The sequence below is a fragment of the Salinicola sp. genome (genome assembly GCF_982684285.1).
Genome location: NZ_CEXLVS010000264.1, coordinates 1 through 5467, shown reverse-complemented (window position 1 = coordinate 5467; position 5467 = coordinate 1). Strand labels below are relative to the sequence as shown.

Sequence of the window (5467 nt, the reverse complement as noted above, 5' to 3'; positions counted from 1 at the left end):
AGTGGAATCACCCTGGTCTGCCATCCCCATCAATCCTGCGAACTGATTACAGTGGAATCACCCTGGCCTGCCATCCCCACCGATCCTGGGGAAGTGTTTCCGGGGGAAACACCCTGGCCTGGCATCCCCAATCAATATCAGCTCTCGGGCTCTCCGGGCTGGGTCAGCAGTTGATCGTCGTCCAGGTCCACGCCTTCGAGCTTATGATCCTGGTCACTGCCGGTTTGCAGGCCGGCTTCGCGTCGGATCGTTGGCGCGAACTCGCTGCGGCGCGTCCCTTCCAGGATGTCCTGCGGCAACTCGCCGTATTTCTCGAGAGCATTTCGAGCCTTGGCATTGTTAGCCGCAAAATCGTCACGCGTCGCCCCGCTGAATCCCGGGAATTTCACTGGTGCATAACACAGCGAGCGCAGAGCGTGGCCGCCTTGGTCGCGGATCATCGCGCCACGCTGCTTATTGCCCAGCAGTCCAATGTGATTGGCCAGCAGCACATCGCGCACGATGCTGTCGTACTGCATTAGCAACATGACTGCCTGCCAGCCCATCTGCCCACCGGTAAACACAGGCGTTAAGAAGGGTTGCTGGCTGACGTTGCGGCTGACATCGAGCCCCTCCGGGATCTGCTTCAGAACCTGGCTCACCCGTGTTTCCAATTGCTGAAGCGATTGGCGGGTCTCGTCAACCTTCTCCTCGAGCATGATCAGCCAGTTGTCGGCGTACGGATCGTCCCGCCCCGCCGCTTGATGAACGCGGCCGGCGAGCGACAAAAACTGTTTGAGACCGACCACTTGTGGCTTGCCGCTCTCGACCCCGCGCCCATGCCAGGCAAGCACTGCCGGATAGGTATGCAGGGTCATCTCGATCTTGCTGCGTAGTTGCCCTACACGGGGCTCAGTGCTGGCCATAAACACTCCTGAGTCGTCGATGCACTGGAATGGGATGCCAGCATCAGGGCTCGACACGCGCCGCCCTACCGAAAACGTTAAACGCGATCCCACGGGTTTCTAGCGCTGCAGTCCCAACCGCTTGAACATCTGCTTGCGTGCCTGCTCGGTCGCCGCCGAGATCGGCTGCGGTTCAGGCTCATCCGATGCTGCCGGCGTTCGAACCGGCACCATCGGTGTGGCGATAACCGGGCTCTGTTCGGCACGGGTACCAGTATTGCCAGACCGTTTGTTGGCAACGCCGCGCCCGTGGCGCGTCAGCTGGAAATTGTCCGAGGCGGCACGCTTGGCCAGGGTATGCAAAAACCCCAGGGTATTTTTCACCTTGCCGGCGCTGACACGACCAGCGGCCTCATCGATCACCGCCTGCTGCATATCGATCGACAACCCCGTCAGCAGGAACGCAACCGATTCTCGCTCGTCGGCGGTGAGTTCGAGCGGCCAGCTCCAGACCAGCGAGGCGGGCTCCGGCTCGCGCGCGATGGTTTTACATACACTGTCTGTATAACTACGTACTGTAGGGTTTTCTGCCTCGGAAACTGTGCCGTAAGTGCCTGATTCACGCATGAGTTTCCGCTGGAAACTGAGATCATCGGCCTCCGGAAACTGCCCAAGTTTCCGCTGGAAACTGGGAGAATCTGCCTGAGTTTCCGTAGGAAACTGGGCCGGCGCTGACTGAGTTTCCGCTGGAAACTCAGCTAATCTTTGCTTTTCGGCACGCTGATCGATGACATCCAATCGCGTCGGCAGCTCAAGCACGCCGCTCTCGGCCAGTTCGTCTCGAACGAGTTGTGCCACCTCGGCAACGTCGCGGTTGTGATGACGGGTACAGCGGATGACGTACTCGATGTAATCGGCATCGAGCGACAGTGACTCGGCCGGTGCCAACGGTTCGTCGTGCAGCACGTAGACGTTGCCGATCATGCGACCGTTGTCGGTGTTGCGCGCTTTCATACCCAACGTCATCCAGCGGGTCAGTCGCAGAATCGCGATGACTCGCGCGACCGTCTTGCGTGACGCCTTGCGATTCGCACCGGAACGCAACAGCGGCTCCAGCTCATCGTAGGTAGGAAACGCCGTGGTGCGATCGGCGTTCGACAGCAGCCGGATCATCTGCCAGCCGAGCACGTCGACCGCACCCAAGCGCTGATCGAGCAGTAGCGCTCGAGGAACGGTTTCATGGGGATTGCCCATGAAGAGAAGGCCGTCGAGTGCGTCGTCCTGAACGCCCGACGCCGAGGCGGTTTGGCCTCGGCGTTGAGTCAGGGATGACGCGGCGCGCCCGATGAGCGCGTCAAAATGTTTCATCACGCCACTCCTTCACGCACCACGCCCTCGTCTTCGGCCGGCAGGCTCTGCTGACGGGCCTGCTCCGGTAGGGTCCACTGTTTGATGAGAGTCCAGATCACGGCCAGTGGCAGCTCGACCTCCTCGGCCAGTACCAGCATGCCTCGAATGTCCTCCACGGCACTGGGACCGGCGGGATCGTCGGAAATGGTCTGCCAGCGGTGATAGGCTTCATGCTCGATCTTCTCCTCTGGCATGGGCAACCGACCCTGTCGGCTCGGTACCCCCAGCAGGGTACGTCGAGCCGAGCAGTCGTTCGGCGTCAGGCCAAAGAAGGTGGCCAGCATCTGCACGCTGGCCCCATGACGAATGCAGTGATCGACCAGCCCGTCGCGATCCTGGTCGCGATCGACGCGTCGCAGCGCTGCCTTGAAGGTGTCGTGATCCAGCTCGAATCGAGCGACGCCCGGAAACTCGTTGATCAGGGACTCGATCTCGCTGGCTCGCAGCCGGCTGAGTCTCTGAAGTTCGTCGTCTCGAAAACCCAGCGCCCGGGCGCGACGCATGTCACCTTCTCGGATCAGGACCAGCGCCTGGTTGAATAGCGCATGATTGAGTTGCGGTGTTGCCATCACGAATCCCCCTCTGCATCGAGCACGTCACGCAAGACCCGAATCAGCCGGGTCAGCCAGAACACACGAACGAAAAGACCGTCGGGCAAGCGCACGTCAGTGTCACCGTGACTGCCCACCAGTTCGCCCAGCAGCGAGATGTCGCTCGGCAACACCGGGTCGATGTTGCCCTCGAGGCCGGCGAGCAGTTGCCAGACGAGCTGCGCACGACGGCTGGGAGCGCCTTCAAGCGGGTCGAGTTCAAAGCCGAGGCCCTCTCGAGCGTTGAGGCGGATGACCTCGCTGGACCCGCTCGCGTCGATACCGGCCCAACTAGCCAGCACCTGAACCACCTCGCCGATCTGCATGCGCAGATCCCGGGCGTTGCGGCGCCAGGTCGGGATGTGCCAGAGATCGGTGATCGGCGAGATGCGACCACCGTCTTGAAGCGGCACGCTCTTGAGCGCCGCCGCTTCGAAGTCGATTGCCTCCTCGCCATGCTCCTTCGCCTGCCAGTGCCGTAGCAGGCGATGGCCCTCGGTTTCATGATGCGGTGAGAGAGTCAGGTCGGCGGCGATCGTGGCCTGCTCCTCGGGAGAACGTGTGGGTCGAGGATTGTGTTCCTGGAGAAGACCGTCGGTATCCAGCAACCCGCCGAGGCTCTCGTTATCATCCTCTCCGCCGGCTCCAAACTGCGGTGCCAAGGGCGTCTGCTGGTTCTGGGCCTCGAGTTCGGCGTTGCGCTGCTCGAGCTGATCGAGCTGGGCGCGCATCTGCTTCATGGCGACGGACTCACCCGTCCCGCCGGATTCCGGCACACCGCGTTCGGTGGGCGACTGTGCCGGCGAGGAATCGAGATCGGTATGGCCGTCGCGGAACGTCAGATCGTCGACGTCGCCACTATCGCCGACTGACTGATGGGATTCATCCGACGCATTCGACGTCGATGGCAGCGAGGGTGATCCCGACGACTTGCGGGGGGATGAGGTGCCGTCGTTGGACGCCTCCTGCTTGGGCGGATAGAGATGACGCTCCTGGGGATGACGCAGGCGCTCCAGTTCACTGTCGACCGTGGTCCAGATATCGTTACGTTCTTCTTCCGTTGCCGCCCGGGCGTACTTGCGCACGGTGAACCAGTTCTTCCACGCCATGTCGATGGGGTTGAAGTGCAGTCCGGTGTGCTCGTTGAGCATGCCCTTCAGGCGATCCTCGACGAGGTTCCAGCGGAACTCGGTCTGGCCCTCGTGATCGAGCTGCGCCATCTCCTCGTGCCAGGCCTGAGCAAAGTCGCCGTCGACGACGTTGCTGGCCCAGGGCTCGCCTTCGCCAAGATCGTCGGCGTGCGCGATCCAGAAGTCCGCGCAGCGGGTCCAGCACTCGTCGCAGAACTGGCGGTAGGAGATCAGCTTCTCGATCTGCCCCTTGCCCATGCCGGCGTCGAGTGTCAGTGGCAGGGTCGGCAGGAAATGCTCGATGGTGTAGAGCATTTTCGAGATATGGCTGTGATTGATGGTGTAGCCCAGCACGCGCAGGCGCTTGGTCAACTCGCGCTGGGAGATGGTCTCGCCGGCCTCTTCCTCGATCATGCGCTTGGCCTCGAAGATGCCGCGCGCTCGCTCGATCCAGCTGAGCTGACCCCGGTTGTCGTTCTCAGCCAGGTGGCCGGCGAGGACGTTGATCTCTCCCTGCCACGGGACGAAATGGCAGTCCTGGTGGTAATAGCGCTTGTCGCCAGTCTCCTGATACAGCTCGTTGAGGATGCTCAAACGGGTATTGCCGCCATCGGAGATCATGTAGCGGTCATCGCCGGGCCGTTGCGTGACGGTCAGTTTCTGCTTGAGTCCGACCGCCTTGATTGACTCTTTGATCTCGTCGTACTTCGGGTTGTGTTGCGTTCTGGGATTGCGGTCATAGGACCGCAACTGATCCAGCGTCAACGACATCGCCTGTTCGCGGGTCGGTGCCGGCAAACGATCAGCGGGCTGACTCCTGAGCGCCGGACCCGGCTGGTTCAGCTTGGCCGTGATCTGATCGGGGGTAACGGATGATTTACTCATGAGGTCCACTCCGGCTGGCGCGAGGCGCAGCCATCAGAATCGAAAAAATGGTTCAACTGCTGGTTCAGACGACCGATGCTCTGCGTCAGCCCGTGGAGGCTCAGATCGCTGCGCGCTTGCGGCGGATGCTGCTGGCAAAGCGCCTGCAGGCCACGACGCAGATCGAGCAGGTTGTCGTTGACGATCACCAGCAGCTCGAAATCGCTGAGATTGAAATACTGAAGCTGCGCCCAGCGCAGACAGTGATACGGCTGCATCTCCAGTCGGCTGGCCCGGTCACAGGCCATGTGAAACACCAGCCAGGTATCGGCAAGCAACGCGCGCAGCGCATCGTTGCGCTTGTTCCTGGCCTGGGGATGGGCGGCGAACCAGGACTCGAGCGTCTCGACCCAGCCGGCGAACGGGTCGAGCAGCCCCAGAGCCAGGCACTCCCGCCCCAGCAGATACCGCTCGATATTGTGGCCATTGGGCTCGCGTGTCGGAAAAGCGACGATCTCAGCCATGGGGCAGCTCCTTGTATCGATCACGATCGACACCGCCATGCAGGCGCGCATTGCGACCGGCGGCG

At 61.8% G+C, this 5467-nt stretch carries 5 protein-coding genes; all 5 read right to left on the bottom strand.

Annotation, left to right across the window (positions count from 1 at the left end; genetic code table 11):
* Nucleotides 1-137: 137 nt before the first annotated feature.
* Nucleotides 138-905: a PFL_4669 family integrating conjugative element protein gene (locus tag AC3AYF_RS17705; protein ID WP_295036888.1), complete on the bottom strand. Its 768-nt coding sequence runs from the start codon at nucleotides 903-905 to the stop codon at nucleotides 138-140.
* A 99-nt stretch (nucleotides 906-1004) separates the two neighbouring features.
* Nucleotides 1005-2252: an STY4528 family pathogenicity island replication protein gene (locus AC3AYF_RS17700; protein ID WP_295036890.1), complete on the bottom strand. Its 1248-nt coding sequence runs from the start codon at nucleotides 2250-2252 to the stop codon at nucleotides 1005-1007.
* Complete coding sequence (locus AC3AYF_RS17695) at nucleotides 2252-2863, bottom strand: DUF2857 domain-containing protein (RefSeq protein WP_487780108.1); 612 nt, start codon at nucleotides 2861-2863, stop codon at nucleotides 2252-2254. Before AC3AYF_RS17695 ends, AC3AYF_RS17700 begins: the two co-directional genes overlap by 1 nt.
* Nucleotides 2863-4899 carry a ParB family protein gene (locus tag AC3AYF_RS17690; RefSeq protein ID WP_295036896.1) on the bottom strand — a complete coding sequence of 679 codons (2037 nt, stop codon included), beginning with the start codon at nucleotides 4897-4899 and terminating at the stop codon, nucleotides 2863-2865. Before AC3AYF_RS17690 ends, AC3AYF_RS17695 begins: the two co-directional genes overlap by 1 nt.
* Complete coding sequence (locus AC3AYF_RS17685; RefSeq protein WP_295036900.1) at nucleotides 4896-5402, bottom strand: hypothetical protein; 507 nt, start codon at nucleotides 5400-5402, stop codon at nucleotides 4896-4898. Before AC3AYF_RS17685 ends, AC3AYF_RS17690 begins: the two co-directional genes overlap by 4 nt.
* Between the last annotated feature and the right edge of the window lie 65 nt (nucleotides 5403-5467).

Coding starts and splice junctions, on each gene's coding strand:
- AC3AYF_RS17685 (WP_295036900.1), bottom strand. CDS start 5,402: ATGGCTGAGATCGTCGCTTTTCCGACACGCGAGCCCAATGGCCACAAT.
- AC3AYF_RS17705 (WP_295036888.1), bottom strand. CDS start 905: ATGGCCAGCACTGAGCCCCGTGTAGGGCAACTACGCAGCAAGATCGAG.
- AC3AYF_RS17695 (WP_487780108.1), bottom strand. CDS start 2,863: ATGGCAACACCGCAACTCAATCATGCGCTATTCAACCAGGCGCTGGTC.
- AC3AYF_RS17690 (WP_295036896.1), bottom strand. CDS start 4,899: ATGAGTAAATCATCCGTTACCCCCGATCAGATCACGGCCAAGCTGAAC.
- AC3AYF_RS17700 (WP_295036890.1), bottom strand. CDS start 2,252: ATGAAACATTTTGACGCGCTCATCGGGCGCGCCGCGTCATCCCTGACT.